The sequence below is a fragment of the Micromonospora sp. A202 genome (assembly GCF_006715105.1).
Lineage (GTDB): Bacteria > Actinomycetota > Actinomycetes > Mycobacteriales > Micromonosporaceae > Micromonospora > Micromonospora zamorensis.
In genome coordinates, this window is sequence record NZ_VFMP01000001.1 from 3,130,432 (window position 1) to 3,155,808 (window position 25,377).

27 protein-coding genes and 1 tRNA gene are annotated in these 25,377 nt (G+C 72.0%); 7 read left to right on the top strand and 21 right to left on the bottom strand.

Going from position 1 to position 25,377, the window contains the following annotated elements; translation table 11 throughout:
* Positions 1-21: 21 nt before the first annotated feature.
* The 7 genes from FBZ33_RS14620 to FBZ33_RS14650 all read right to left on the bottom strand — a co-directional run bounded on the left by FBZ33_RS14620 (position 22) and on the right by FBZ33_RS14650 (position 5,757).
* The gene (locus FBZ33_RS14620; RefSeq protein WP_141909459.1) at positions 22-1,038 is read right to left on the bottom strand and encodes a DUF881 domain-containing protein; all 1,017 of its coding nucleotides are present in this window, start codon (positions 1,036-1,038) and stop codon (positions 22-24) included.
* A gap of 11 nt (positions 1,039-1,049) precedes the next feature.
* On the bottom strand, positions 1,050-1,382 hold the full coding sequence (locus FBZ33_RS14625) for a small basic family protein (protein WP_030327710.1): 333 nt from the start codon (positions 1,380-1,382) through the stop codon (positions 1,050-1,052).
* Complete coding sequence (locus FBZ33_RS14630; RefSeq protein WP_141909460.1) at positions 1,379-2,323, bottom strand: DUF881 domain-containing protein; 945 nt, start codon at positions 2,321-2,323, stop codon at positions 1,379-1,381. The genes FBZ33_RS14625 and FBZ33_RS14630 overlap by 4 nt, the downstream gene beginning before the upstream one ends.
* Entirely contained in the window at positions 2,320-2,952 is a 633-nt protein-coding gene (locus FBZ33_RS14635) for a CDP-alcohol phosphatidyltransferase family protein (RefSeq protein ID WP_141909461.1), read from the bottom strand. Before FBZ33_RS14635 ends, FBZ33_RS14630 begins: the two co-directional genes overlap by 4 nt.
* Before the next feature lie 292 nt (positions 2,953-3,244).
* Positions 3,245-3,709, bottom strand: coding sequence for a MarR family winged helix-turn-helix transcriptional regulator (locus FBZ33_RS14640; RefSeq protein ID WP_141909462.1), 465 nt, complete (start codon positions 3,707-3,709; stop codon positions 3,245-3,247).
* Positions 3,710-3,765: 56 nt separating this feature from the next.
* Entirely contained in the window at positions 3,766-4,938 is a 1,173-nt protein-coding gene (locus FBZ33_RS14645; protein WP_141909463.1) for a PP2C family protein-serine/threonine phosphatase, read from the bottom strand.
* A 72-nt stretch (positions 4,939-5,010) separates the two neighbouring features.
* Positions 5,011-5,757, bottom strand: a complete 747-nt coding sequence (locus tag FBZ33_RS14650; protein WP_141909464.1) for an SAM-dependent methyltransferase — start codon at positions 5,755-5,757, stop codon at positions 5,011-5,013.
* A 117-nt stretch (positions 5,758-5,874) separates the two neighbouring features.
* On the opposite strand from FBZ33_RS14650, the gene FBZ33_RS14655 reads away from it, so the two are divergent.
* From FBZ33_RS14655 to FBZ33_RS14665, 3 genes are read left to right on the top strand one after another with little or no spacing between them, the layout of a single operon-like run.
* Positions 5,875-6,756, top strand: a complete 882-nt coding sequence (locus FBZ33_RS14655) for a universal stress protein (RefSeq protein ID WP_141909465.1) — start codon at positions 5,875-5,877, stop codon at positions 6,754-6,756.
* A gap of 58 nt (positions 6,757-6,814) precedes the next feature.
* Positions 6,815-7,027 carry a phosphatidylethanolamine-binding protein gene (locus tag FBZ33_RS14660; RefSeq protein WP_088948250.1) on the top strand — a complete coding sequence of 71 codons (213 nt, stop codon included), beginning with the start codon at positions 6,815-6,817 and terminating at the stop codon, positions 7,025-7,027.
* Positions 7,024-7,500, top strand: a complete 477-nt coding sequence (locus tag FBZ33_RS14665; RefSeq protein ID WP_141909466.1) for a hypothetical protein — start codon at positions 7,024-7,026, stop codon at positions 7,498-7,500. The genes FBZ33_RS14660 and FBZ33_RS14665 overlap by 4 nt, the downstream gene beginning before the upstream one ends.
* Positions 7,501-7,512: 12 nt before the next feature.
* On the opposite strand, the gene FBZ33_RS14670 is transcribed toward FBZ33_RS14665, so the two are convergent.
* Complete coding sequence (locus FBZ33_RS14670; protein ID WP_141909467.1) at positions 7,513-7,716, bottom strand: hypothetical protein; 204 nt, start codon at positions 7,714-7,716, stop codon at positions 7,513-7,515.
* 134 nt (positions 7,717-7,850) lie between these two features.
* Between FBZ33_RS14670 and FBZ33_RS14675 the strand changes: the two genes are divergently transcribed.
* Positions 7,851-8,501 carry a hypothetical protein gene (locus tag FBZ33_RS14675; protein ID WP_141909468.1) on the top strand — a complete coding sequence of 217 codons (651 nt, stop codon included), beginning with the start codon at positions 7,851-7,853 and terminating at the stop codon, positions 8,499-8,501.
* A gap of 6 nt (positions 8,502-8,507) precedes the next feature.
* On the opposite strand, the gene FBZ33_RS14680 is transcribed toward FBZ33_RS14675, so the two are convergent.
* From FBZ33_RS14680 to FBZ33_RS14695, 5 genes are all read right to left on the bottom strand, one after another.
* Positions 8,508-8,693: a hypothetical protein gene (locus tag FBZ33_RS14680; protein WP_141909469.1), complete on the bottom strand. Its 186-nt coding sequence runs from the start codon at positions 8,691-8,693 to the stop codon at positions 8,508-8,510.
* Positions 8,694-8,763: 70 nt separating this feature from the next.
* A complete protein-coding gene (locus FBZ33_RS14685; RefSeq protein WP_141909470.1) occupies positions 8,764-10,041 on the bottom strand; it encodes a hemolysin family protein in 1,278 nt (425 codons plus the stop codon).
* 80 nt (positions 10,042-10,121) lie between these two features.
* The gene (locus FBZ33_RS14690) at positions 10,122-10,319 is read right to left on the bottom strand and encodes a hypothetical protein (RefSeq protein ID WP_141909471.1); all 198 of its coding nucleotides are present in this window, start codon (positions 10,317-10,319) and stop codon (positions 10,122-10,124) included.
* Positions 10,320-10,632: 313 nt separating this feature from the next.
* Positions 10,633-10,755 (bottom strand): hypothetical protein, encoded by a 123-nt coding sequence (locus FBZ33_RS33370; protein ID WP_255508870.1) that lies wholly within the window; start codon positions 10,753-10,755, stop codon positions 10,633-10,635.
* 70 nt (positions 10,756-10,825) lie between these two features.
* The gene (locus FBZ33_RS14695; protein WP_088948255.1) at positions 10,826-11,434 is read right to left on the bottom strand and encodes a TetR family transcriptional regulator; all 609 of its coding nucleotides are present in this window, start codon (positions 11,432-11,434) and stop codon (positions 10,826-10,828) included.
* Between the two features lie 92 nt (positions 11,435-11,526).
* On the opposite strand from FBZ33_RS14695, the gene FBZ33_RS14700 reads away from it, so the two are divergent.
* Entirely contained in the window at positions 11,527-12,567 is a 1,041-nt protein-coding gene (locus FBZ33_RS14700; protein ID WP_141909472.1) for an NAD(P)-dependent alcohol dehydrogenase, read from the top strand.
* A gap of 29 nt (positions 12,568-12,596) precedes the next feature.
* Here the strand turns inward: FBZ33_RS14700 and selB are convergent, their stop codons facing one another.
* From selB to FBZ33_RS14740, 7 genes are all read right to left on the bottom strand, one after another.
* Positions 12,597-14,351 (bottom strand): selenocysteine-specific translation elongation factor, encoded by a 1,755-nt coding sequence (selB, locus tag FBZ33_RS14705; RefSeq protein WP_141909473.1) that lies wholly within the window; start codon positions 14,349-14,351, stop codon positions 12,597-12,599.
* Positions 14,352-14,353: 2 nt separating this feature from the next.
* Entirely contained in the window at positions 14,354-15,658 is a 1,305-nt protein-coding gene (selA, locus tag FBZ33_RS14710) for an L-seryl-tRNA(Sec) selenium transferase (RefSeq protein WP_141909474.1), read from the bottom strand.
* A 20-nt stretch (positions 15,659-15,678) separates the two neighbouring features.
* A tRNA-Sec gene (locus FBZ33_RS32770) sits at positions 15,679-15,774 on the bottom strand.
* Positions 15,775-15,787: 13 nt separating this feature from the next.
* A complete protein-coding gene (gene nrfD, locus FBZ33_RS14715) occupies positions 15,788-17,008 on the bottom strand; it encodes an NrfD/PsrC family molybdoenzyme membrane anchor subunit (RefSeq protein WP_141909475.1) in 1,221 nt (406 codons plus the stop codon).
* Positions 17,005-18,117: a 4Fe-4S dicluster domain-containing protein gene (locus FBZ33_RS14720; protein ID WP_141909476.1), complete on the bottom strand. Its 1,113-nt coding sequence runs from the start codon at positions 18,115-18,117 to the stop codon at positions 17,005-17,007. The genes nrfD and FBZ33_RS14720 overlap by 4 nt, the downstream gene beginning before the upstream one ends.
* Positions 18,107-21,379, bottom strand: a complete 3,273-nt coding sequence (gene fdh / locus FBZ33_RS14725) for a formate dehydrogenase (protein WP_185755308.1) — start codon at positions 21,377-21,379, stop codon at positions 18,107-18,109. The genes FBZ33_RS14720 and fdh overlap by 11 nt, the downstream gene beginning before the upstream one ends.
* Positions 21,380-21,912: 533 nt before the next feature.
* Positions 21,913-22,473, bottom strand: a complete 561-nt coding sequence (locus FBZ33_RS14740) for a hypothetical protein (RefSeq protein WP_141909478.1) — start codon at positions 22,471-22,473, stop codon at positions 21,913-21,915.
* 820 nt (positions 22,474-23,293) lie between these two features.
* On the opposite strand from FBZ33_RS14740, the gene FBZ33_RS14745 reads away from it, so the two are divergent.
* Positions 23,294-23,635, top strand: coding sequence for a hypothetical protein (locus FBZ33_RS14745; protein WP_099857485.1), 342 nt, complete (start codon positions 23,294-23,296; stop codon positions 23,633-23,635).
* Complete coding sequence (locus FBZ33_RS14750) at positions 23,632-24,291, top strand: nucleotidyl transferase AbiEii/AbiGii toxin family protein (RefSeq protein WP_141909479.1); 660 nt, start codon at positions 23,632-23,634, stop codon at positions 24,289-24,291. The genes FBZ33_RS14745 and FBZ33_RS14750 overlap by 4 nt, the downstream gene beginning before the upstream one ends.
* 133 nt (positions 24,292-24,424) lie before the next feature.
* Here the strand turns inward: FBZ33_RS14750 and FBZ33_RS14755 are convergent, their stop codons facing one another.
* The gene (locus FBZ33_RS14755) at positions 24,425-25,327 is read right to left on the bottom strand and encodes an SDR family oxidoreductase (protein WP_141909480.1); all 903 of its coding nucleotides are present in this window, start codon (positions 25,325-25,327) and stop codon (positions 24,425-24,427) included.
* Positions 25,328-25,377: the final 50 nt, after the last annotated feature.

Here is a 25,377-nt window from a genome sequence, read left to right on the forward strand (position 1 = left end):
GATCCGGCGCGGCCGCGCCGGTCAGGAGACCGGACGGGCGTGTTCCAACTTGATCGGCACGTGCAGCGCCGAAACCTCGGCAACCTCACGCTCCCCAAACGTCACGTTACCGCCGACACCACGGACCGACGCCACCACCCCACCAGGAATGTTCAACGCCGTGCGCATCGTCGCCGGATCACCGATCACCGTGATCGTGAACGGCGCCGTCAACCGACGCCCCTCCACCACCAACGACCCGTTGTCCCCGTCAAGGAAGTACGTCGACGCGATGATCCGCACCGACGCCCCGTCACCGCCGGAAATCTGCATCGCCTCCGCGCCCGCGCCCCGCAGCTCCTGCACCGCGTCCAGCACCCGATTCGCCGTGATCGGCTTGGCACCGGCGTCGAACCGCACCGTCAACCCCGGCCCGACCGCCGGCAACGTGCCCGCCAGGATGCCCAACTCGTCCGCCCGCCGCGTCGCCTCGTCCAACGCCGCCTGACGCCCCTGCTCACCCGACTGCAACTGCCGCTGACTGTCCTCCAGAGCCCGGATGTCCTGCTGAAGACGGTTCTCCCGCGCATCCAGATCCGACAGGATCCGGACCAGGTCCTCCTGGCGCGTCGCACCCAACGTCGGATCCGTCGACGTCGTCTTCAGCTGCACCACCAACGTGAAACCCAGCAACGCCAACAACGCGGCGATCATCACCCCGGCCGTACTCCACCGGGACCGACCCGCCGCCGGCGCCGCCGCCGACTCACCAACCGGCTCACCCAACCCGTCGGAACCCGCATCCGGCTCCCCCGACCGCGGCACCGCGCTCAGGTCCACCGTCGCACCGTCGTCGACCGGCTCCACCGCCGGCTCACCCTGCACCGCCGGCTCATCGACCGGCTCGCGCTCCGCCGGCCCCTGCGGCGCCAACGGGCTCAACTCGTCCGGATCCGGCGCGTCCGGACGAGGATCCGGCTCACCCGCCGGCCCACCCGGCCGCGCCGGACCCGCAGGCTGCGGCCACCCCGTCCCCGTGTCGGTCTGCTCGTCACTCATCGCAACCCAACCTACGCCCGGAACAGGTGCCGGCGGATCGCCGCCACGTTGCCGAAGATGCGCACACCCAGCACCACCACCACACCGGTGGACAACTGCCCGCCCACGCCCAACTGGTCACCCAGATACACGATCAGACCAGCGACCAGCACGTTGGAGATGAACGACACCACGAACTGCTTGTCGTCGAAGATGCGGTCCAACCTCGCCCGCACCCCACCGAACACCGCGTCCAACGCGGCCACCACCGCGATCGGCAGGTACGGCTGCAACGCCGCCGGCACCGTGGGATCAAGCCACACACCGAGCACCACACCGGCGAGCAACGCCAGCACCGCGATCATCGGCCACCTCCGGAGGGGCTAACGGTCGTCGTCGGACCAGACGACCCAGGACTGCCGGAACGGACACCCGACGCGGAAGGGCTCGGACTGACCGACGGCTTGGCGTAGCGTAGCTGCGGCTCCGGAGCCGCCGGCAGGGTGAGGTCATCCGCCTCCCGCACACCGAACGACAACCCGGTCTTCTGCGCGACCTCCCGCATCAACGCCGCGTTACGACTGTCCTCGAACTTGCGCCGCATGGAACCCGGCCCGATCGCCGACACCTCGTACGGCCCGGTCACCGGCCGGAAATCCACCAGCATCGCCTCACCCGCCGACCGGATCGTCGACGTCGACGTCAACCGCTGCCCGTTGATGGCGACCGCCTCCGCGCCGGCACTCCACAACGCGTTCGCCACCCCCTGCAGATCGCTGTAGAGCACCCGCGACGGCCCAGCGCCAGCACCGGTCACCACGTCGGCCTTGTCCGGAGCATCCGCCAACCGCACCACGACACCGTCGCCGCGCACCCGACCCAGCCCCGTGCTCGCCTCCATGTCCCGCAACCGGGCGGCGGCCGTCCCGCTCAACGCCGCGTCGCGCTGCCGGCTGACCTCCTCGCGCAGCTGATCCGCGCGCGTGGACAACCGGTCGGTCTGGTTCTCCCGTTCCTTGATCTGCGCCACCAGGCCGGAACGGGCCTGGCTGCGCCCCGGCTCGTCCGCCATCGTCTGCCGGTACGCGACCGCGAACAGGAAACCGAGCATCACCAGCACGACCAGACTGACCGACCTCGTCGGCCAGGCCCGCCATCCCGCGGCGCGCCCGCTGGACGCCGACCGCTGACGGGCGGCCGCCGCGTCCGCGTAGCCCGGGTCCAGGGGGTTGCGGAACAGTTCGGTGAGGAAATCCGGCGCGTACACCCGGTCCTGGCGTGGCTTGCCCGGCTCCGGCGCGCTCACGCCGCCGCTCCCGGGCCGCGCGCCGCGCGCACCAGCCGAGCCGCCTGCACGACGTACATGCCACCGGCCACCCAGTAGAGCACCAGCCCCCACCAGGCCAGCCCCCAGCCGATCGCGGCCATCGCCGTCGCCGCCGCGCTCCACTCGGTGGCCAACAGCAGCACCGGGAACGCCGCGAGCAGCAGGAACGTGGCGGTCTTGCCCACGTAGTGCACCGGCGGCGGCCCGTAGCCGTAGCGGCGCAACACCGCCAGCGAGGCGAGCAGGAGCAGCTCACGGGCCAACAGCGCCGCCGTGAACTGCCACGGCACCACCTCCCGCGCGGTGAAGGCGAGCAGGGTGGCGAGGATGTAGAGCCGATCGGCCAGGGGGTCGAGCAGCTCACCGAGTCGGCTCACCTGGCGCAGTCGGCGGGCGATCCAACCGTCGACCCAGTCTGTGGTGCCGCCGATGGCCAGCACGATGATCGCCGCCACGTCGGCCCGCTCGACCAGGAACAGGTAGAGGAAGAGCGGCACGCCCAGCAGCCGCCCGAAGCTGATCAGGTTGGGCAGGGTGAGCACCTGGTTGCCGGGAGTCTGGTCACCGGTGTCCGGCGGTTGCTCTGCCCGAGCCGGCCGACGCGACACCGATCCTCCTCCACGGCACGTGGGCCCCGAGCCGACGTCGAGCGTGGCTGAGGGTCGTACGCGCTGTTGGGCCGGCCACCGCCGGCTCCCCCTGCGGCCCCGGGCGGGGCCCTCCCCTGATGCGGCCCGCGATCTTGATGATCGCGGGCCGGGTAAGTGCGCTGTCACTATATCGGGCTTGCCCCAGCGTCCCGGGTGCCGCCGTGCGGCGTCCGGGTGCGCCCCTGCCGCACTGTGGTGTGGATCACTACGCGTAAAGCGTCCTAGGATACTAGTGGAAGGCGGGACACGCTCACGCCGTCTGCGCTGCGGAATCGGGCTGCTGGTCGGGCACCGACTGCGTCGCCGCCCGGCCGAACGCGAGCAACGCCAACAACAGGTCGTGCTGCACCCGCGCCGGCATCCGATCCAACACCGCCTGCACCGCCCGCTGCCGCCGCTCGGCCAACTCCCCCAGCAGGGTCAGCGCCGCCGCGGTCGGCACCAGTCGCACCTCACGCCGGTCGCGCGGATCCGCCACCCGACGCAACAGCCCGGTCGCCTCCAGCCGGTCACAGAGCCGACTCGCCGACGAGGGCACCACGTCCAGCAGCTCCGCCAGCCCGTTGACGTTTGTCTCCTGCCGGCTGCTGATCAACGCCAGCACCCGCAACTGGGTCGGCGGCACTTGGTGCCGCGACGCGGCCGAGTCGAGAACGGCGATCAGTGTCTCGGCAGCCGCGTCGATCGCCGCGGCGAGATCCGCAGGTCGCTCCACCCGATGTCCCCTGCCGTCGTCGCGCTGCTGACCGCCCGGCCGAGCGGCGGCCACCCTCACCCGCCGCTCCGCCCACGCGGACCGTGCCAGTCCAGACAGACCACGACGGCGTCGTCGCGCAGATCGGAATCCGCGTGGTAGGCGTGCAGTTCGCGCATCACCGTACCAACCGCTTCGGCCGCTGGCTGCAGCCGCGTGGCGCGCAGGGAACGCGCCATCGCCCGGTCCCCGTACGGTTCCCGACCCGCCGGCTCGGCGGCCCACACCCCGTCGCTGACCACGAAGAGGCGGTCACCGGGGGCGAGTTGCAACTCCTGCAGCTCGTAACGGGTTTCCGCGAACATGCCCAACGGCAGCTGCTGATCCAGCTTCACCGGCTCCACCACGGACCCCCGCATCCGCAGCATGTGCGGGGAACCGGCATCGACCGCCCGTACCTGACCCGTGCGGGTGTCCACCTCCAGCAGCAGGGTGGCCACGTACCGGCGACCCCGGTGTTGGTAGAAGACGGTGTCCGAGGCCAGCTCGGCCTGCTCCACCAGGCCCCCGCCGGAGCGGCGCGCGTTGCGCATCGCGTTGACCGTGACCGAGGTCAGCATCGACGCGGTCAGACCGCTGCCTTCGCCGTTGAGCACCGTCACGGTCAGTCGGTCGCCGTCCAGGGACCAGTCGAAGTGGTCCCCACCCACCGTGTAAGCAGGTTCGAGTTGACCGGCCAGATCGAAAGCGTGGTGCGCCACACTGCGACCGGGCAACAGATCCCACTGCATCTCGGCGGCCATCGTCATCCGCTCGCGGCGGCGCGCCCGCCGGTAACGGTCGGTCTCCCGGTCCGCCGCACGCATCGCCACCGCCAGGGCGCCGGCGATGTCCGTCGCCCTGCCGGTGACGGCCGGGTTGGCCACGTCGGGAAGCTCGATCAGCAGCACACCCAGCCGTTCCCCCCACACCGTCAACGGCAGGTAGAGCCGGCACGGGCCATCGCCGTCGCGCACCGGTTGCTGGCTGCTGAAACACCGCTGAGCCACGGTGTGACAGGCGAGGAAGCCCGCCGCCGGCAGATCCGGATCCAGCAGCGGCCAGAGCCCACTGATCCGGTAGCCGGCGACGAACACGTCGGTGCGCAGCGCGCCCATCGTCGACCGGATCACCCGGTCCGCCGCCTCCGCCAGTTGGTCGGGCGGGGCGTCGCGCAGTGCGCGCGACACCACGTCCGGCGCGTCAACCATGGTCGTCCTCTCCAGAAGCTTGCTACAGGGCAAGCATCATACGGACGCCCGCGGACGACCAAACCGGCGCGGTCAGTCGCCGTCGCGGGTCGCGAGCACGCCGTGGAACGCGTCCGGCACCTGCGCCGGCGGACCCTCCGGCCGCCACTGGGCGACCGGGACGATCCCGTCCGCCGTCGGCACCCAGCGACCCAGCAGCGGCGCGAACGCCGCCGGTGGGCGCATCCGGAACTGCGGCCCCATCATCGCCAGCGCCTGCGGGTGACCCGCCAGCTCCTCGGTGTCGAAGTCCACGGCGAGCTGGCTGCCCGGCGCGGCGGCGGCGTACAGCTCGTCGAGTGTGCGGGTCAGCGTGTCGTCGTCGAGGAACGCGGCGAGCCCGAGAAAGACCACCCCGACCGGCCGTCGACCCCAGCCCGGGACGAAACGGTGCAGCTGCGCCGGGTCGATAGTGCCGATGTCGGTCGCGTCGCCGAAGCCGTAACCGGCCCGGTCGCTGCCCGCGAGGATGCTCTGCCCCAGCCGGATGGTGACCGGGTCGACGTCGGTGTAGAGCACTGTCGCGTCGGTGGCGACCTCGTGCACGTTGCCCATCGTGGGCACCCCCGCGCCGAACACCAGGAACCCGTCCACGCCCTGCTCGACCATCGCCCGCACGGCCCGACCAAGGAACGCCCGCAGCTCCCGGAACACCGGCGCGCACGGCCCGTACGCCTGCTCGAAAGCGTTCGCGGCGGCCACGTCGACCGGGAAGTGATGCTCCCCGCCGAGCCAAAAGTCGATCATGCGTGCCGTGCTCGGCTGGTCCGGTTCACCCATCGATGACGCCCCCTCCCCGACCGCTCGTCGCCAGCGTACCGACCGGGACGCTGTCGGCGGTATCGCGACGCGGAGGCGCCCGGGCCCGCGATACTGGCCGCGAGCGGGAGGTGGGCGGTGAACTCGGCGAACAACGCGGCGGTGGTGGTCGGCGTGGACGGCTCGGAGCCGGCGCTGCGCGCCGTTCGTCTCGCCGCCACCGAGGCGGCGCGCCGGCAGCGACCCCTGCGGGTCGTGCACGGCTTCATCTGGCCTCTGCTGCACGTGCCGGTCTCCCCCGCCCCGGACGCGCCGCCCGGCGGTGGGCTGCGCCACCAGGCCGAGGAGCTCGTCGAGGCCGCGGTGGCCGAGGCCGAGGCGACCGTACCCGGGCTGTCGATCTCCGGCGAGATCATCGACGGCGAGGCCGCGGCGGTGCTGGTGGGCGAATCCCCCACGGCCGCGCTCATCGTGCTCGGCGACCGCGGGTTGGGCGGCTTCTCCGCGCTGGTGGTCGGCTCGGTCGCGGTGCAGGTCGCCGCGTACGCCGACTGCCCGGTGCTGGTGGCCCGCGGTGAGCAACGACCCGACGAACCGGTGCTGGTGGCGGTGGACGGTTCGGCGGCCTCCCGGCAGGCGGCCGACTTCGCCGCCGAGACCGCCGTGTCGCGCGGGGTGCCGCTGGTGGCGATGCACGCCTACCGGCACCCGGGCAGCAGCGGGCCGGGCGACATGCAACCCCTGGTGTACGACGAGGCGAAGCTGCTCGGCGAGCAGGACCGGATGCTCGCCGAGTGGCTGAGCGGGCTGACCGAGCAGCACCCGACGGTGCGACTCACCTGCCGGGCGGTCCATGGCCGGCCGGGCGCCGTGCTCGCCGAGGCGTCCCGCTCCGCCCAACTGGTGGTGGCCGGTGGGCAGGGGCGTGGCGAGGTGTCCGGTTTGCTGCTGGGGTCGGTGAGCCAGTCGCTGCTGCACCACGCGCACTGCCCGGTCGCCGTGGTCCGCGCGCCGCGTTAGGCCGGGGTTGGCCCGTCGCGAGACGGGTAGACGTCCGGACCGACGAAGGAGGCAGCAGATGCCAGGACCACGGCCGGGCAGTAACGCGTACGACAAGCAGCGGGCGCGGTTGCGCAACGCGATCGACGACTCCGGACGCCGCGTACCCGACGGCAAGGCCAACCAGGTCGCGAACAGGATCCTGCAGGAGGATCGCGGCCAGCGGGGCGTGGTGCGTGGTGAGCGCACCTACGGCCCCAAGAGTGAGCGCGAACCGGGCGACCCGAAATGAGGAGGGCCGACCTTGCCGACGGCGCCATCGCTGGCGCCGTCGGCAGCACCGCGCTGAACGTGGTCAGCTATCTGGACGTGGCGCTGCGGGCTCGACCGGAGAGCAACGTCCCCGGTGAGACCGTCGACCGGTTGGCCGACATAGCGCACGTGAACCTGGGGTCCGGGGCCCGGGCGGCCAACCGCCGCTCGGGCCTCGGCCCGCTGATCGGCTACGGACTGGGCATCGCCGCCGGCGTCGCGTTCGCGCTCTACGCCGGTGGCCGGCGCCAGCCACTGCCGATGGCCGCAGGGGTGCTCGGGGCCGGCGTGATGACGATGACCGACGGGTCCATCACCGCGCTGGGCATCAGCGACCCGCGTACGTGGCGGCGCTCCGACTGGATCTCCGACATCATTCCGCACCTCGCGTACGGGCTGACGGCCGCCGCCACCTGGAACAGGTTGCGGCGGCCGTCAGATCGCGGTCGCTAGCTGAAGGTCTGGTCAGTGGGTGTCGCTGTCGTCCTCGGCCACCGGTTCACCGGCCGGGCCGTACGGCGACACCTGCCCCTTGGGCACCGGGCGACCCTCATCGCCCCGCGACGATCCGCGGTTGAGCGGATGCCCGGTCGGCTTGGGCCCCTTGCTGTCCTGACTGGTGGCGCCCTTGGCGTTACGCCGGAACTCCTCCTGCTGCGGGTTGACCATAGGTTTGTCTCCCTCCCGGTACGGCGGGCGGCATCGACCGCCTCCACCGTCGCATACCCGCCCACCGCGGCGGCATTCCGACAGTGGTCGCCGACGCGACGGCTAGCAGGGCCCGGATCGGGTACCCGGTCGGTGTGGGCAACGATCGAACGGTGGTGCGGGTCCTGCTCGACCGGCGTGGCCGCACGTACGCGGAGGAGGCCGGTATCCGGCTCTCCGACCGCCCCGGGCCGCTGTACCAGCTGCTGGTGCTGACCACCCTGCTGAGCACCCGGATCCGGGCGTGCGTGGCGATGGACGCGGCACGCGAGCTGTTCGCCGCGGGCTACCGCACGCCGCAGGCGATGGAGGCGGCCAGTTGGCAGGAACGCGTCGACGCGCTGGGCCGGGGCCACTACCGCCGCTACGACGAGCGCACCGCCACCATGCTCGGCACCGGCGCCCGACTGTGCCTGGACCGCTGGCACGGTGACCTGCGACGGCTGCACCGCGACGCCCAGGGCGACCCCGTCGGGCTGCGTCGGCGGCTCACCGAGTTCCCGGGCATCGGCCCCACCGGCGCGGACATCTACCTGCGCGAGGCGCAGACGGTCTGGTCCGATCTGCGCCCGTACGCCGACCGGCGGGCTCTCGCCGGGGCGAAGCGGCTGGGCCTGCCCGGCAACCCGCACGGGCTGGCCACCCTCGTCGACGAACCGGACTTCGGCCGTCTCGCGTCGGCGCTGGTCAGGGTTGCGCTCGGCGAGGAGTCAGCCGGCGAGGTCACCCGCGTCGCCGCCCGCTGACGGCGTTCACTTCACCGTCTTGTCTCCCGGCCGGGTCAGGTGCCACACCAGCAGGGCGGCGAGCAGCGCCAGGACCACCACCCCGCCGGAGATGCCACGGCCCTCCTCGGGGCTGCGACCCGCACTACCGAAGTAGATCACCGCGAGGCCGGCCAGCACCGTGAGAAACGTACGAAACCCTCGGTCCTTCACATATCGCACAGTAGGCGGGCGCGCCCGGTTTAGCCGTATTGTTGGTTATTATTCATCGACCGGGTGACAGTCACCGCTCGCTGACGAAGCCGCGCAGCCGCACCCGGCGCACCGCCCGGTCGCGGACCTCTACCACCTCAAGGGTCAGCCCGGGCAGACGCACGGTCTCCCCCGGCTCACAGGGCAGGTGCCGCAGCCGGGCCAGCACCAACCCCGCCACCGTCGTGTAGTCGCGGGACAACGGGAAACTCAGCCGCACCCCGAGGTCGGGCAGGTCGTGCAGCGGGAAGTCACCGGGCACCAGCACGGACCCGTCCGCCTCCCGGACCACCCCGCGCACGTCGCGGTCGGTCTCGTCGTACAACTCGCCGACCACCTCGGCCAGCAGGTCCTCCATGGTGACCATGCCGTCGATGCCACCGTGCTCGTCGACCACCAGGGCGAGTTGCTGGTGGTCCTGGCGAAGCTGACGCAACGCGTCGGCGACCGGCAGGGTGGCCGGCAGCAGCAGCGGCGACCGGACCTGCTCGGCCACCGGGGCGGTGCCAGCCCGCACCAGGTCGCGGATGTGCACCACCCCGAGCACCTCGTCCAGGCCACCGGGACCGGTGACGGGAGCGCGGGAGCGCCCGGCGGCGGCCAGCCGGCGCACCCCCTCGTCGGCGGCGAGGCCGGCCGGCAGTGTCATCACCTCCCGGCGGGCGACCAGGATCTCGCGCAGCGTCCGGCCGGCGATGTCGAACGCGCCGGTCAGGATCTCCCGCTGCTGGGCGGACAGGCCGCGCTGGCTGGCCAGCATCTCCCGCAACTCCTCCTCCGTCATCTCCTCCCGGTTGGCCCGCGGGTCGCCCCCGGCGAGCCGTACGACCGCGTCCGTGGCCCGGCTGAGCAACCACACCGCCGGTCGGGACACCCGTGCGAGCAGGTCCAGCGGGCCGGCGCTCAGCAACGCCCACCGCTCCGCCCGCTGCATGGCCAGCCGCTTCGGGGCCAGCTCGCCGAACACCAGCGTGACGAACGTCAGCAGCACCGTCACCAGCAGCACCGCGGCGGGACGGGCCGCGCCGCCGAGGAAGCCCAGCGGGCCGACCAGCGGCTCGGCCAACGACACCGCGGCCGCCGCCGAGGCGAGAAAGCCGGCCAGCGTGATGCCGAGTTGGATGGTGGCCAGGTAGCGGTTCGGGTCGCGGGACAGCTGCACCAACCGGTCGCCGGAGCGGGACCGTCGGCCCAGCCGCCGCAACTGCCCCTCGCGCAGCGTCACCAGCGCCATCTCACTGCCGGACAGCGCGGCGTTGACCAGCACCAGCACGGCCACCAGCGCCAACTGCCCGAACTGACCGCCCATCGCGCACCCCCGTCCGCCACCTCAGGTCACTCAACCGCAGCGGGGCCGTCCCCGGGCCTGGTTCGCCACCGCGCCCCCGCTCAGACGACCTCCAGGTCGTCCAGTGAGATGGCGTGCGTCATCAGCCACCGGGCCAGCGCCGACATCCCGAACAGCCACAGCGGCACCGACTCGGTGGGCCCGTTGGTGGCGTAGATGGCGAAGCGCAGGTCCGGCACGCGGTACGCCTCGATCCGCCACCGGTGCTGCCTGTCCCGCCAGACCGCCGAAGGGTCCATGGCGTCACCGTAGGTGACCGCCGCCGACCGGGGGGCCGGTTGGCCAGCACCGCTCAGCCCGGCACCATCGTCGTCCCGATCACGACCCGGGCAGTGGACACCAACAGGCTGATGCCCATTCCCGCGAGGACCAGCCAGCCGAAGCCACGCCACCCGGAGCCACGGTCCCGCCGTTCGTCGCATGCTGCGGCAGCGGTCGGCTGCCCCAGTACGCGCCGTCGTCGGCCCAGCCGTACGCCCGTTGGAAGGTCACCACCTGGCCAGCCGCGAGATCGCGGTCGAGCTGGGCCTCGGTGGACTCGCGCGGCTCGGCCTACCACGCCAGAGACGCCCACAGCACCCACAGCACCGGCAGCGCCCAGCGCAGCACCACCGGGACGACCTCACGCCACCGGCAGCGGGAGGCTCGTGGCCGGGTGGGGATCGCCTCGACCATCAGCCCACCGTCGCACCTCGGCGCACTGTTGTCAGCCCCGGATCGGCCGCGACTGACGGTCGTGCGGTTGTCAACGGTCCGGTTGATCCTGGTCCCTCGGCACAGTGGCTCGCCGAACGCAGTCGCGCAGCAGGGCGCGGCGTTGATCATGAACGTCGTCGGGTTCCTGGTTGCTGGCCGCGTAGACGTTGCTGACCGGCGACCAGGCCATGGACATGGCGATGACCAGAGCCATGAGGTCGAACGGGTCGCCCGCACGTACCCGCCCGGCGGCCTGCGCCTCGGCGATGGCCGTCAGCTTGCGATCGTCGTAGTGCTGGTGGGTCTCGACCAGGTGCCCGGCGGGCCGGCGCTCCAGTCGCGTCCAGGTCGCGAGACGGATGAGGTCGGGGCGGCGCAGGTATTCGTCGTAGAGGCGAACGGCCCAGTCGGCAAGGTCGTCAGCGTCGATCGGCACCACGTTCGTGATGCGCTCCAGTGAGCTGAGAAAGATCGCGTCGAAGAGCCGTTCCTTGTCGCCGAAGTAGCCGTAGAGCTGCGCCTTGTTGGTGCGCGCCGCCGTCACGATGCGTTCGATGCGCGCTCCGGCGATGCCGTGCTGGGCGAACTCCTCGGTGGCGGCGTCCAGGATGCGCTGGTAGGTCGCGGTGCCGCGCGAGGTCAGGGGCTGCTCCGGCATGCCGCCACTCTAGCAACAGAACAGTTGGTTTGCTTCTCTCCGCGGCCAGAGCTACGGTCGACAGACCGAACAGTCTGTTTAAGGATGTGTGTATGCGAACGACCATCGGATGGCGGGCGAGCGGCCCGACGGCGCTGCGGCGTACGTCGCTGGAACGCCGTGACCTGCGCTCAGACGATCTGGCGGTGCGAGTCGACTACTGCGGCGTGTGCCACACCGACCTGCACTCCCTGCGCGACCATGACCAGCATGCGAAAGCGCCTCTGGTGCCCGGTCACGAATTCACCGGTGTGGTGACCGCGACCGGGGCCGAGGTGACTGCCTTCTCGGTCGGCGACCGCGTCGCGGTGGGCAATATCGTCGACTCCTGCGGCACCTGTGCCATGTGTCGAGCAGGACAGGAGAACTTCTGCCACTCCTTCCCGACTCTCACCTACGGCGGCACCGACCGGCGGGACGGGTCGACCACCTTGGGCGCCTTCTCCCGCGAGTACGTCGTGCGGGACCGCTTCGCCTACCCGCTCCCCTCCGGCCTCGACCCGGCCGCAGCCGCCCCGCTGATGTGCGCCGGCGTCACCGTCTGGGAACCGCTGCGTTCCCTCGGTGTGGGCTCCGGCAGTCGCGTCGCCGTGGCCGGGCTCGGCGGCCTGGGTCACCTCGCGGTCAAGCTGGCCGTGGCACTCGGCGCCACCACGACCGTCATCAGCCGCACCCAGGAGAAGCGCGACGATGCCCTCCGGCTCGGCGCACACGATCTCCTGGACTCCACCGACACCCGCCAGATGGCAGCGACACGCGACACCTTCGACGTCGTCATCGACACCATCTCCGCTTCGCACGACCTCGCCCCGTACCTGAAGGTGGTGGCGATGGACGGCACCCTCAGCCTGCTCGGATACCTGGGCCCGGTCACCGTCGAGGCGATGGACCTGCTTGTCGGCCGCAAGAAGCTCAGCTCCGCCGGCAGCGGAGGCCGCCGTTCAACAGCCGAGATGCTCCAGTTCTGCGCCGACAACGGCATCGCCGCCGACGTCGAGGTGCTCCCGTCGGCGCAGGTGGAGACGGCACTCGACCGCCTCCGGCGAAACGACGTCCGCTACCGCTTCGTGCTCGACATGTCCGACCTGGACTGACAGCGGTTGACCCGGCGGGCGCCACGCCCTCAGGTAACGACGATGCGGGCGTCGTCGGGCAGTCGTCGGGTCGCGCCCCGACGGTCCAGCAACTCCAGCAGGGGCACCGCCACCCGGCGGGTGGTGTCCAACGCCTGCCGGGCCGCGGAGAGCGTGAACGGCTGCGGCAGCCCAGCCAGGACCCGGACCGCGTCGTCGGGCGCGTCGGGCAGCAACACCACGTTGTCGGCCAGCCGCAGCAGCGCGCCGGCCCGCACCGCGGCGCCGATCTCGCGTGGCCCCAGGCCGAGGTCGACGAGGCGGTCCGCCTCGGGGGCGCGAAACGGCCGGTCGCCGTATTCCGCGCGGACCCGTTGCACGGCCCGGGCCACCGGCTCGGGCAGCGCGTTGGCGCTCGCCGCCCCGACCCGACCGGCGTGGATCCGCAGCGGCGGCCGGACCAGCGCCTCGACCAGCACCCGGTCGGGCAGGGCGAGGCGCTGGCGCAGCGCATCCACCGGCATCCCGGGCTCCAACGGGTGTTCCCGCGCGTGGCGGGCGACCTCCTCGGTCAGCTGCTCGCCGAGGCGCCGCCAGTGCGCCGGGTCGGCCAACCAGTCACCGGCCACCGGAGGGGCGTCCACCGGCACACCCATCCGGATCAGCGCACCGGCGCGAACCAGCCGGCGACGGCGCAGCTCCCCGGCCAGGTCGGGACGACCGTCCAACTCGGCGAGGACCTGCGCGCGGGTGACGGCGGCACCCCGGCGGGCCAGCGGTGGCGGCGCCACGTCCAGCACCCGCACCCCGCCGGTCACGTGGTGCCGCCCCGGGTCACGCAGCAGCGCCCGATCGCCCACCAGCAACGGCAACGGGCGAGCCAACCGCAGGCGTACGGTGTCCAGGCCGAGCGGGCGGACCCGTACCGGCACGGCCGCCGACCCGACGTGCAAGGTGAGGGTGGCCGGCAGGTCGGCCGCCGGATCGCCAGCCAGCCGCACGTCGACGAGGTCGGTGCGGTGGAACCGGCCCGGGCTGAGCAGCGCGTCGCCACGACCGAGCCGGTCACGGGGCGTACCCCGCAGGTTGACCGCCACCCGGGCCACCGCGGTCACCTCCGGCCGGGCCTCGCCCAGTGAGTGCAGGCCACGTACCCGCACCGGCTCGTCGGCCCCGGCCAGCTCCAACTCGTCGCCCACCCGCAACCGTCCGACGCCGAGGGTGCCGGTGACCACGGTGCCGCTGCCCCGCACGGTGAAACTGCGGTCCACCCAGAGCCGGACCGGGTCGTCCACCACCGGCGCGGGCAGCCCGGCGGCGAGCCGGTCCAGGGCGGCCCGAAGCTCCGGCAGGCCGGCACCGGTCAGGCCACTGACCGCCACCGCCGGCACCGCGCCGAGACTGGTCGCCGCGATCTCGGCCCGGGCGCGGGCCATGGCCGGCCCCGGGTCGGCCAGGTCCGCGCGGGTCACCGCCACCAGGCCGTACGCCACACCGAGCGCGTCGAGCGCAGCCAGGTGCTCGGCGGACTGCGGCATCCAGCCCTCGTCGGCGGCCACCACGATCAGCGCCGCCGGCACCGGGCCGACACCGGCGAGCATGTTCGGCACGAACCGCTCGTGCCCGGGCACGTCGACGAAAGCGACGGTGCCGCCGGACGGCAGCGTCGTCCAGGCGAACCCCAGGTCGATGGTCATCCCCCGGCGCCGTTCCTCGGCCCACCGGTCGGGTTCCATCCCGGTCAGCGCCCGGACCAGTGTCGACTTGCCGTGGTCGACGTGCCCGGCGGTGGCGACGACGAACACGGTCAGTCGTCCCCGGGCACGCGGAGCACGGCCGCGCGGACCGTCTCGTCGGCCTCTTCGGGCACGCAGCGCAGGTCGAGCAGGAGCCGGCCCCGCACCACCCGCCCGAGCACGGGCTGGTCGCCGGTGCGCAGCGGCTCCGCGTACCGCTCGGGCAGACTCAGCGCCCACGAGTCCAGCTCGACGCCGGGCGCCCCACCGCCACCGACCACCGCGGCGGCCGGCACCACCTCCGCCTTACGGCCGTCCGCGCCGAGCCGGTCGCGCAGCCGCTCCACCCGGCTGCGCAGCACACCCGGGTCCGCGTGCAGCGCCGTGCGGGTGGGCGTGTCCGGCTGGTGCAGGGTGGCGGCCAGCGCGGCCAGGGTGAGCTTGTCCACCCGCAACGCCCGGGCCAGCGGATGACGGCGCAACCGGTCGACCAGCGCGACGTCGCCGAGCAGCAACCCCGCCTGCGGGCCGCCGAGCAGCTTGTCGCCGCTGGCCGTGACGAGCGTGGCACCAGCGCGCAGGGTGCTGGCCGCGTCCGGCTCGTCGGGCAGCAGCGGATCCGCGGTGAGCAGACCGGAGCCGATGTCGGCGACCACCGGCACGCCGAGGGTGGCCAGTTGTTTGACCGGGGTTGCCGAGGTGAAGCCGGTGACCTGGAAGTTCGACGGGTGCACCTTGAGCACGAACCCGGTCTGCGGGCCGAGGGCGGCGGCGTAGTCGGCGAGGGTGGTGCGGTTGGTGGTGCCCACCTCCCGCAGTCGCGCGCCGGTGCTCTCCAACAGGTCGGGCAGGCGGAAGCCGTCGCCGATCTCGACCAGCTCGCCCCGACTGACCACGATCTCCCGGCCGGCGGCCAGCGCGGTGGCCGCCAGCACCAGCGCGGCGGCGCCGTTGTTGACCACGTGCACGGCGCCCGCGTCGGGCACGGCGGCAGCCAGCGCGTCGAGGGCGTCGCGACCGCGACGGGCCCGCCGACCGGTGGTCAGGTCCAACTCCACGTCGGTGTTCCCGGCGGCGGCCACCACCGCGGCGACCGCGGCCGACGACAGCGGCGCCCGGCCCAGGTTGGTGTGCAGCACGACGCCCGTGGCGTTGAGCACCACGCGGGGGCCCGGCGCGGGCAGCGCGGCGACCGCGGCGTCGCGTACGTCATCGGGGTGCAGCTCGCCACGGCGGGCCCGGTCCTGGGCCCGGGCGACGACCGCCTTCACCCGGTCCCGGCCGAGCGTCGCGCTGGCCGCGGCCAGCCGAGGGTCGGCGAGCAGCGTGTCGGTGCGGGGCACCCGGCGTCGCGGGTCCACCGGCCCGTCACCCATCGCGTCATCTCCTGCACTGTTGGCGGAGACGGACGGGAATCGAACCCGCCTGGCCCGGGTCCCGGACCACACCGGTTTTGAAGACCGGGAGGGGCACCAGCCGCCTGAACGCCTCCACCGGACATTCGATCACATCGCGGGCGGGGCCGCCCGATCAGATGGAAGATCCATGCCCGTCCGCCGGGCGTCGGCCCGCTCGCGCTGCGGCACCACCGTGTACCGAGGGTCGCGCGCGGAGGCCACCCCGCCGTAGAAGATGCCGAACCGGGTCACCACCGACGCGGCCAGCAGCGCGGCGCCGGACAGCGCGCCGACCAGCCGGCTACGCCGACCGAGCAGCGCGCCGGCGACACCACCGGCCGTCAACATCCGGCCGGCACGCAGAAGCCGGCCGGGGCTGCCCTGCCGGTAGGGCTCACTGAGTAGACCGAGGCGGGTCTCCACCCGATGCGCGCCGTACAACTCCAGGGCCGCCCCGGCCACCGCCATCCGCCGAGCCGGCCCCGCCTGGGCCGGCGGCGCGGCGAGCAGACCCACGCCGGCGCCGCTGGCCAGCGCGCTGCCCGCGAAGATCACCGGCAACTCGGGGTACGCCTCATGCCAGGACGGCACCGCCGTGTCGGCGAGCAACACCCCGGTGTACGTGGCCAGCGCGGGCGCGGTGCCGGCGGCGAGCAGCCCGGCGACGTGCCCGACCGACGGCAACGCCCGACCGGCCAGCCCGAGCAGGCCGTGGCGCGGCAGCACACCGGCGGCCTCGGCGATCGCGGCGACACCAGCGGCCGGCCCGTACGCGGTGAGGATCCAGGTGCCCACCGACATCGGCGAGGTCAGCTTCGCCACGCGCAGCATGTGGTGGAACCGCGCCGGCCGGCCGAGGTCCTTGACCAGGAAGACCGCGCTGGCGCTCACGGCGGCCAGCGCGGTGACCCGACCGGCGCGTCGCAACGCCGGCCGGCCGGTGAGCTGCCCACCGGCGGCGAGCAGTGACGAGCCGGCCGCCAGCCCGCCGGTGAACAGGTACGCCGCGATGTCCCACTTCCAGACCGGCGCCTTCAGGATGGGCCGACCGTAGTACGACGTGAACTCCGCCTCCGGCACCCGCAGTTCCTCGCCGCCTCCGCGACGCCCACCTCCGCGACGCCCGCCCCGCCGGCCGGGTTCGGCGGTGCGCCGCTGCTGTCCGACCGCCGAGCTGATGCCGGCGCCGGTCGCGGCCGGCAGCCCGGTGCTCTCGCCGTTCGCGGCCCGCAACTCGGTGCTGGCCGTCGGTCGGTCGCGACCATCGGCGGCCAACCGGTCCCGGAAGCGACGGAAGATCTCGCCCACCTCGGGGCGCTGCGGACTCACGAGGAACCTCCGACGAACGCGGCGACGGTGGCCGCCGCCATGGCGAGGGCCGCGAGGCCGGCGCGCTTCCACATCTTCGGCAGGTCGCGGGTAGTCACGATCGGGTCGGGTGGCAGCCCGTACACCTCCGGCTCGTCGAGGAGCAGGAAGAACGCACCGTCCCCACCGACGCCGTCATTCGGGTCGTGCCCGTACAGGCGGGCCTCGGGGACGCCCCGCTCGTGCAGCGTCTCGACCCGCGCGGCGGCCCGCTCCCGCAACTCGTCGAGCGGCCCGTACTGGATCGACTCCGTCGGACACGCCTGCGCACACGCCGGGGTCATCCCCGCACCCAACCGGTCGTAGCACAGCGTGCACTTCCACGCCCGACCGTCATCCTTACGCTGATCGATCACCCCGTACGGACACGCGGAGATGCAGTAACCGCAGCCGTTGCAGATGTCCTCCTGCACCACCACGGTGCCGAACTCCGTCCGGAACAACGAACCCGTCGGACAGACATCCAGACACGCCGCGTGCGTGCAGTGCTTGCACACGTCCGACATCATCAACCACCGGAAATCCGTCCGCCCCTCCACACCGGACCCACGCCCCGGCGGCTGCGCCCCCGGCATCCCCAGGAACTGTGGACCCGCGCCACCGCGGCCCGCGGCGGTCGGATCGGCCTCGATCGTGCCGAGCACGTCCACCGGCCCGCCCCCGGCCATCCGGGCGGCGGCGGACGGCGTGCCGGTCGGCACACCCGGGTCCGTGCCGGTGCGCTCACTGGTGCCGGCCGCCACGGCCGCCGACGCCGCGCTGACCGAACCGTCGGTCGGCGTACCCGCGAACGGCGGTGTGCGGTGCCCGGCCGGCCGGGGCTGCTCGATGAACGCGACGTGTCGCCAGGAGTTCGCGGTCAACGCGCCGGTGTTGTCGTACGACATGCCGAGCAGGTCGAGCCCGCTCTCCGGGACGCCGTTCCACTCCTTGCAGGCCACCTCGCAGGCCTTGCAGCCGATGCAGACGCTGGTGTCGGTGAAGAACCCCATCCGCGGCGGCGCGTCCTCGTAACCGGCGTCCGGCGCCGGATCCAGCGGCCCGTAGAGGCTGTTCGGGTCAGGAAGCACCGCGATCCCTCCCCTCACTGTCAGTGGTGACCGCCGGGGCGTTGTGGCCCGGGTTGATCCCGGCGCGCCGCTGGTAGTCGGCGACCAGGTCCAGCAGCGCCGGCCCGGTCGGCCGACGGCCGGCCCGCACGTCGCAGGTGCCGACCTTGCTCTCCTGGATCAGCACGTTCGGGTCCAGGCTGATGCCGAACAGGTCGTTGGCCGAGTCGCCGGTCACCAGACCCTCGAAACCGAAGTGGTACGGCAACCACACCTGGTGGATCACCCGGTCCTCGACCCGCAACGGGCTGAGCCGATCCGTCACCAGCACCTTCGCCTCGATCACGGCACGGCCGCTGACCAGGTGTGCCCAGCCCAGGTGGTCGAGACCGCGTTCGACGGCCAACTCCGGGGACACCTCCACGAACATCTCCGGCTGCAACTCGGCCAGCGGCGACACCGTCCGACTCATCCCACCGGCCGTGTGGTGCTCGGTGAGCCGGCTGACAGTGAACACGTACGGGAACACCTGGCTGTGCTCCTCCGGCGGGCTCGGGTTCACCGAGTTCACCGGATGCGCGTACATCTTGCGGGTCGGGTTGGCCTGCTGCCCGTAGAGCGGGTTACGCACCGGCGACTCCACCGGCTCGTAGTGCGTCGGCAACGGGCCGTCCAGGACACCGCTGGGCGCGTACAGCCAGCCCTTCCCGTCGCCCTGCATGATGAACGGGTCGTCGCCGGCGATGCCCTCCGTCCCGGACGCGCCGGGTGGCGGCCGGTACGACGGCGGTTTGGTCTTCTCGAAGTCCGGCACGTCGTGACCGGTCCACTCGCCCTTCTCGGCATCCCACCAGACGTAGCGTTTGCGCTCACTCCACGGGTTGCCGTCCGGGTCGGCGGACGCACGGTTGTAGAGGATGCGCCGGTTCGCCGGCCACGCCCAACCCCACTCGGCGGCCACCCAGTCCTGCTCGTGTCGGGACTTGCGCCGCGCCGCCTGGTTCACTCCGTCGGCGTACACCCCGGTGTAGATCCAGCAACCGATCGCGGTGGAGCCGTCCGCGCGGGCCTCGGCGAAGCTGGACAGCGGGCGGCCGGTCGTCACGTCGTACCCGTTGATCTCGCGCAGCACCGCCTCGGCGCTCGGCTCCACGTTCGGGCCGTGCGTGGGGTAGTCCCAGGTGAGGTCGAGCAGCGCACGGTCGCGCGGCAGCTTCGAGTCGGCCAGCTTCTCGCGCAGCTTGCGCCCGAGGTGGTAGAAGAACCACAGCTCGGAGCGGGCGTCGCCTGGCGGCTCGACGGCCTTCTCCCGCCACTGCAACAGGCGCTGCGTCTGGGTGAAGGTGCCCTCCTTCTCCACGTGGGAGGCGGCGGGCAGGAAGAACACCTCCGTGCGGCACTCCTCGGGCACGATCTCCCCGGTGGCGACCTCGGGACCGTTCTGCCAGAAAGTCGCACTTTCGATCATGAACAGGTCCCGGACGACCAGCCAGTCGAGGTTGGCCATGCCCAGGCGCTGCGCCCGGCCGTGCGCCGAACCGACAGCCGGGTTCTGCCCGAGCAGGAAATACCCCTTGATCTTCCCGTCGATCATGTTCAGCACCTGCTGGTAGGTGCCGTGGTCACCGGTCAGCCGCGGCAGGTAGCCGTAGCAGTAGTCGTTCTCCGGTGTCGCCGCGTCACCCCAGTACGCCTTGAGCAGGCTGGCGGCGAACGACCCGGCGTTACCCCAGAAGCCCTTCTGGCCGGGGTGCCGGATGCTGTCCACCCACTCGTCGAAGGTCGGGTGGTCGGCGTGGTGCGGCATCGGCAGGTAACCCGGCAGCAGGTTGAACAGCGTCGGAATGTCCGTGGAGCCCTGGATGCTGGCATGACCGCGCAGCGCCATCACCCCACCACCCGGGCGGCCCATGTTGCCGAGCAGCAGTTGGATGATCGCGCCGGTGCGGATGTACTGCACACCCACGCTGTGCTGCGTCCAGCCCACCGAGTAGATCAGCATCCCGGTGCGCTCCCGGCCGGAGTTCTCCGTCCACGCCCGGGCCAACTCCAGGAACTTGTCCTGGGGGATGCCACAGACCCGCTCGACCATCTCCGGGGTGTAGCGGGCGAAGTGTCGCTTGAGGATCTGGTAGACGCAGCGCGGATGCTGCAACGTCTCGTCCCGCGGGGTGTCCCCGTCGACCTGCGCGCCGTGCGACTCGTGCTCCAGCCCGGACGCGGTGTCGCGCTCCTTGGCCGTGTGCCCACTGCCGGACGAGTCCTCGTTGCCCTCGTACTGCCAGCTGTCCTGCACGTACGTGCCGGTCTCCGGGTCGAACCCGGAGAAGAACCCGTCGCCGTCCTCGGTGTCACTGAACTGCTCGCTCACGATCGTCGCCGCGTTCGTGTACGACAGCACGTACTCCCGGAAGTCCAGCTCGTTGTCCAGGATGTAGCGCACCACACCACCGAGCAGCGCGATGTCCGTGCCCGCCCGGATCGGCAGGTACGAGTCAGCCAGCGCGCTGGTGCGGGTGAAACGCGGGTCGACGTGGAAGACCTTCGCACCCCGACGCTTGGCCTCCATCACCCACTGGAAACCCACCGGGTGTGCCTCAGCCATGTTCGAACCCTGGATGACGATGACGTCAGCGTTGGCGATGTCCTGCTGGAAATCCGTCGCACCGCCACGACCGAAGCTGGCCCCCAGACCGGGGACGGTGGCGGAGTGTCAAATACGGGCCTGGTTCTCGATCTGCAACGCACCCGCCGCGGTGAACAACTTCTTGATGAGGTAGTTCTCCTCGTTGTCCAGCGTCGCCCCACCCAGACTGGAGAAACCCAGCGTCCGGTTGAGCGGCCGGCCCTGCGTGTCGACGTCCTCCCAGGTCTGCTCACGAGCCGCGAGCACCCGGTCGGCGATCATGTCGAGCGCGGTGTCGAGGTCCAGATCCTCCCACTGCGTCGAGTAGGGACGGCGGTAGCGGACCTTCGTCTGCCGAAGCGGGCTGGTCACCAGACTCTTGCTGGCCGAACCCTTCGGGCAGAGCCGACCCCGCGAGATCGGGCTGTCCGGGTCGCCCTCGATCTGACTGACCCGCCCGTCCTTGACGAACACCCGCTGACCGCAGCCAACGGCGCAGTACGGGCACACCGAGCGGGCCACCGAGTCGGCGGTTTCCGTGCGAGCGGTGAGCGCGCGGGATCCATCGGACTTCGCCGCGGCACCCCGCCCCAACGGGTCGGTGCCGGTGAGCTGGCGGTAGACCGGCCAACCCTCGATGAAGGTACGCAGACCCATGCCCCGACACCCCCTCCCACGCGAGCGACCCCATGAACATAGGCCAGCCGAGACATCTTCGCGAGCGGAGGGAAGCCAGACAGCGCCGCCCCCGGCCTTGTGGGCTCGGGGGCGGCGCTGGTGTCGGTGTGCAGGTCGCCTCTCGGCGAGTGGCGCGACGCGGCTCCAGCCGAACGGTATTCCGCGAAGGCGATATTAGGTGAGGCCCGGGGACACTGAGTCACACCGACACTGACCACAACCACCCAGCCCCCGCCCGTGTTCCCACTCCCTACCCGAGCCCCGCCCCGCCCGGGCCGGGCCGGGCCGGGCCGCCCGTCCCACCCGGGCGGCCCGCCCCGGGCCGCTTGGGTCGATCAAGGAGTTGTGGCGCCGGACAAGACCACCCGAACCATCCTCAGCCCGGCACCACAAGTCCATGATCGACCGACCCGACCCGACCCGAGGACGTGCGAGCGTGCGGATATGCCGCTGGCCGGCACCCCGGGTGGGCGTACCGGCCAGCTGTGCTGTGCGGTGTTCGTGTTGGTGGGTCAGCTGTTCCAGTACTGGCCGACCAGGTCGGTGGCCTGCTGCTCCCACTGGGCGTAGGCATCCGGGTAGGCGGAGACCTGGACGGTCTGCGCGGCGTCGGTCAGCGCCATGTCCTGCCACCCGTCGACCTGGCGGAGGCCCTTGAGGAACGCGGTCGTGGAGTAGGCGGGGTCGGTGATCTGCTCCGGCGTACCCCAACCACTGGTCGGGCGCTGCTGGAACAGGCCCAGCGAGTCATGGTCATTGGCGTCGCCGAGGTGGCCCAGGTTTTCCAGCTTCGACTCCTGCAGGCTCGTCGCGATCGAGATGACCGCGGCGCGCTCGGGCAGGCCGGCCTTCTTCGTCGCGGCGATGATCGCCTTGACGTTCGCGGTCTGCTCATCATTCAACGTGATGTGGGACTGGTCGCCCTGGGGCTTCGGGGCGGCCGACTGCACCGCCACCGCCACCGGCTTGCCATCCACGGGGTTGGCGTGGGCGGCGATCGGGCCGGCGAAGACACCACCGGCGAACGCGAGACCAGCAACAGACAACATGCTCTTACGGAAGATCGTGTTCATGGGGGTAGCTCCTTCGGGGGTAGGAAACACCCGCACCGCCAAGGGGGTCGGCGACACAAGGGTGTGAGCACCTCGTCCGGCGCTGCATCAAACAAAGGGGAAAAGTCTTCGGGGAGATCGGCACCGTCAGCCGGGGGCTTGGCGGGGGCCGGGTCGGCGGCCTGCGAGCCGGGGGGCTCGGGCGCCCGGTTCATGTGTAACGACCGGGGGTCGGGGGTCATTCCCCGGTGGGCCATCCCGTGGCACCCGATGGAGCGGGGTGCTCGGGCGGTCGGTGCGGAAGGCTTCAACGATGCGGACCGGGTCGGCATTCCAACCCCGCCACCAGCTGTTCCAATCCCGGTGGGCGGGGGCGGTGAGCCGGTGGTCCTGCGATCGTCAGAGTGTGTAACGACCCCGCCCCGGCCATCATTCCGACCCACCGGTGCGACCGGTCACAGGCCAAACGCCCCGAAGGCCGTGAACCTCGTGGCGCGGTGCTCGGCGCGCTCGACTCGACCCCTCAGACCGGACAAAAGCCCTCAGCCTCGGACGTGGTCGGCCCTCAGGACGCCAAATCGGGCTTGATCGACTCGGCTTCCTGAAACCCGGGGTGTCCGAGACGGCATGACACCGCGACTTCAAGAAACCCGAGTTGATCACAGAGACCTCAGCCGTCACAGGCGGGGGTAAATCGGACGAACCTCCGTTGGAGGATGCCCGACCCCGGCGCTCGGGCGGCCAGTTGGCCTGGGCTCCGCGAAGCACCGTCAACAGCCTGCGGCAGGGCGCAGGGATCGTCTTGAGCGACACCGGCTCGGGCGGGCGTTACCCTGACACCATGCAGGCCGTCTCCCCCACCGCGACCGGCGTGGCCTTCGTGGCCCGACCGGGTCGCCCTGCCGTGGTGGCGCGGACGCTCGTCGAGCTGGCCGGGCCCACTCGCGGTGTGGTGGAGTTGCCGGTGCGGTTGATGTGGAACGCCGAGCGCACCTTCGACCTCGCCGACCCCGACCAGCTGCTCTGGATGTACGAGAACGTGCTGCGCGAGACGACCCGCACCGAGGACCTGCGCGTCCTGATCAACGGGCGGACGCTGCGCCGGGTGTGGCGACTGCTCAACCTGCCTCGGGGCGTACGTCAGGCGTGGGAGAGCCGGCACCGCGGCCTGCGCGCGGCGTGACCGAGCCTCATTTGCACGACTTCTACCGGGAGGTGGCCCGGGTGGCGCTCACCGCCGCCGGACCGTACCGGTTTGTGTTGGGTGGCGGGGTGGCATGGGCGGCGCACGGGTTGGTCGCCCGCCCGACGGAGGACGTCGACCTCTTCGCGGACGTGGAGGGTGCCGCTGCGGCGGCCTCCGCGGGGGTGCGCTGGGCGTTGGAGCGAGCCGGCTTCCTCGTCACCGACGCCGACCCGGACAGTGAGCTGGGCGAGCTGTTCGACGGGTACGAGCAGGACATGAAGGACTTCGTGGTGAGCCGGGACGGACGGCAGATCCGGCTCAGCCTCGCCCGGTTGGACCGCCAGCAGAGCCCGGTGGTGATGGACCTCGGCCCGGTGATGGACGTCCGCGACCTGGTGGCCAACAAGATCGCGGCACTGGTCAACCGGCGGGAGGTCCGTGACTTCATCGACGTGGCGGCGGCGTTGGAGCACTACGACGTGACCGAGCTGCTGGTACTGGCACGGCAGGTCGACCCCGCGCTGGACCCGGACGACGTGCGCGCCGCCGGCCGCTACCTGGACCGCCTGCCCGAGCAACGCTTCGGACGTTACGGCCTGAGCGCCGCCGACATCGCCCAGGTCCGGCAGCGCTTCGCCGCCTGGCCGCGCTGACCCAGCCACCGTCGGCGAACCACGCAACGAGACGGGCACGCCCCCGCAACGAACCACCGGCCTCCGCAACACCGGATGCCGGACCGAGCCGCGTCGGGGCGGGCACCCGAGCAGCGCCCGCCCCGACGGCGGATCACTTGGTCGGTCGGCCGCCCGTGACGCCCAGGATCTCGCCGGTGACGTAGCTGGATTCCTGCGAGGCGAAGAAGACGTACGCCGGGGCCAGCTCCGCCGGCTGGCCGGGCCGACCCTCCGGGGTGTCGGTGCCGAACTGCTTCACCTTCTCCTCCGGCATCGTCGACGGGATCAGCGGCGTCCAGACCGGGCCCGGCGCGACCGCGTTGACCCGGATCCCCTGTTCGGCCAGGTCGGCCGCGAGGGCCTTGGTGAAGTTGGCGATCCCCGCCTTCGTGGTCGCGTAGTCCAACAGCTGCGGCGACGGGTCGAACGCCTGGATCGACGCCGTGTTGATGATCGCCGACCCCTCGGCCAGGTGCGGAATGGCGGCCTTGCACAGCCAGAACATCGCGTACAGGTTGGTCTTGAGCACCCGGTCGAACTGCTCGGTGCTGATCCCGAGGATGCCCTTGTCCTGCGACATCTGGTACGCCGCGTTGTTGACCAGGATGTCGATGCCTCCCAGGTCCCGGACCGCCCGGTCGACAAGCTCCTGGCAGTGCGCCTCGTCGGTGACGTCGCCGCGGATCGCGATCCCCCGCCGGCCGGCGCCCTCGATCAGGCGGATGGTCTCCTGGGCGTCGGCGTCCTCCTCCTCGCTCAGGTACGAGATCAGCACGTCGGCGCCCTCCCGGGCGAACGCCAGCGCGACCGCCCGGCCGATCCCCGAGTCACCCCCGGTGATCAGCGCCCGTTTGCCGTCGAGCTTGCCGGTGCCCCGGTACGACTCCTCGCCGTGGTCCGGCTTCGGAGTCATGTCGCCGGTCGTGCCGGGCGGTGACTGCTGTTGTGCGGGCTGGCCGGACTGCTGGCCGTACTGGCTGGTGGGGTCCTGCTGGGTGTGCTGGTCCTCGCTCACCGATCTCTCCTCGCGCCGCGCGGGAAGCGGGGGCTGCCCCGCGAATGTCG

Bases quoted from the DNA above. Each gene is read 5' to 3' on its own strand.
- FBZ33_RS14620 (WP_141909459.1), bottom strand. From the start codon at position 1,038: ATGAGTGACGAGCAGACCGACACGGGGACGGGGTGGCCGCAGCCTGCG.
- FBZ33_RS14665 (WP_141909466.1), top strand. From the start codon at position 7,024: ATGAGGAGGGCCGACCTTGCCGACGGCGCCATCGCTGGCGCCGTCGGC.
- FBZ33_RS14685 (WP_141909470.1), bottom strand. From the start codon at position 10,041: ATGGGCGGTCAGTTCGGGCAGTTGGCGCTGGTGGCCGTGCTGGTGCTG.
- FBZ33_RS14660 (WP_088948250.1), top strand. From the start codon at position 6,815: ATGCCAGGACCACGGCCGGGCAGTAACGCGTACGACAAGCAGCGGGCG.
- FBZ33_RS14645 (WP_141909463.1), bottom strand. From the start codon at position 4,938: ATGGTTGACGCGCCGGACGTGGTGTCGCGCGCACTGCGCGACGCCCCG.
- FBZ33_RS14690 (WP_141909471.1), bottom strand. From the start codon at position 10,319: ATGGACCCTTCGGCGGTCTGGCGGGACAGGCAGCACCGGTGGCGGATC.
- FBZ33_RS14695 (WP_088948255.1), bottom strand. From the start codon at position 11,434: ATGCCGGAGCAGCCCCTGACCTCGCGCGGCACCGCGACCTACCAGCGC.
- FBZ33_RS14670 (WP_141909467.1), bottom strand. From the start codon at position 7,716: ATGGTCAACCCGCAGCAGGAGGAGTTCCGGCGTAACGCCAAGGGCGCC.
- FBZ33_RS14700 (WP_141909472.1), top strand. From the start codon at position 11,527: ATGCGAACGACCATCGGATGGCGGGCGAGCGGCCCGACGGCGCTGCGG.
- selA (WP_141909474.1), bottom strand. From the start codon at position 15,658: ATGGGTGACGGGCCGGTGGACCCGCGACGCCGGGTGCCCCGCACCGAC.
- FBZ33_RS14740 (WP_141909478.1), bottom strand. From the start codon at position 22,473: ATGAACACGATCTTCCGTAAGAGCATGTTGTCTGTTGCTGGTCTCGCG.
- FBZ33_RS33370 (WP_255508870.1), bottom strand. From the start codon at position 10,755: ATGGTCGAGGCGATCCCCACCCGGCCACGAGCCTCCCGCTGCCGGTGG.
- FBZ33_RS14650 (WP_141909464.1), bottom strand. From the start codon at position 5,757: ATGGGTGAACCGGACCAGCCGAGCACGGCACGCATGATCGACTTTTGG.
- FBZ33_RS14745 (WP_099857485.1), top strand. From the start codon at position 23,294: ATGCAGGCCGTCTCCCCCACCGCGACCGGCGTGGCCTTCGTGGCCCGA.
- FBZ33_RS14625 (WP_030327710.1), bottom strand. From the start codon at position 1,382: ATGATCGCGGTGCTGGCGTTGCTCGCCGGTGTGGTGCTCGGTGTGTGG.